This window comes from Rhizobacter sp. P1_G5 (genome assembly GCF_056405435.1).
In genome coordinates this window covers 1-828 of record NZ_JBFUCB010001119.1, presented here as the reverse complement: position 1 = coordinate 828, position 828 = coordinate 1, and the positions used below count along the sequence as shown (strand labels likewise).

General features: G+C 68.8%; 1 protein-coding gene. It reads left to right on the top strand.

The genetic code is table 11. The features are described 5' to 3' along the window. Nucleotides 1-656 (top strand): ferrochelatase (hemH, locus tag AC1D12_RS34465; protein WP_477845544.1); only part of this gene is annotated, 656 nt, incomplete at its 5' end. Between the last annotated feature and the right edge of the window lie 172 nt (nucleotides 657-828).

Below are 828 nucleotides of genomic sequence, written 5' to 3'. Positions count from 1 at the left end.
GCCGCGAACTCGACGCGCTGAAGGCCGCCGGCGCCACCCGCATCCTGGTGCTGCCGATGTAYCCGCAGTACTGCGCGGCGACGACGGCCAGCGTCAACGACGCGATCTACCAGTGGGCGCAACGGGTTCGCGCGCTGCCCGAGCTGCGCTTCGTCAACCGCTACCACGACGACCCGGCCTACATCGCGGCGCTGGCCAAGCGCGTGTCGGACCACTGGATGTCGCACGGCCGGCCGGACAAGCTGGTGATGAGCTTCCACGGCATGCCGCGCCGCACGCGCGATCTGGGCGACCCGTACCACGGCGAATGCCTGGAGACCGGGCGCCTGCTGGCGCAGCGACTCGACCTGAAGGACGACCAATGGCTCGTGACCTTCCAGAGCCGCTTCGGCAAGGCCGAATGGCTGCAGCCCTACACCGAGCCGACGCTGGTCGGGCTGGCAAAGCAAGGCGTCAGGCGCGTCGACGTGATGTGCCCGGGCTTCACCGCGGACTGCCTGGAGACGCTCGAGGAAATCGCGCAGGAGGCGCGCGATGCCTTCCTCGAGGCCGGCGGGGCGGAGTTCAACTACATCCCGTGCCTGAACGACCAGCATGAGTGGATCGCCGCGCTGAGCGCGATCGCGATCCGCCACCTGCAGGGATGGCCCGCCTGATCAGGCCGTCTTCAGCTTGAGGATGTAGACGAGCGCATCCGCCATCGCCTTGTCGAGCTCCATCGACTCGGCAAACTCGGTGCCCACCTGCCAGCTCGGCTGCCAGTCGTTGCGCACCAGCGCGGCCTGCCAGCTGGGGTGCTGGGTCGCCTTCTGCAGCGAGGCACGCAGG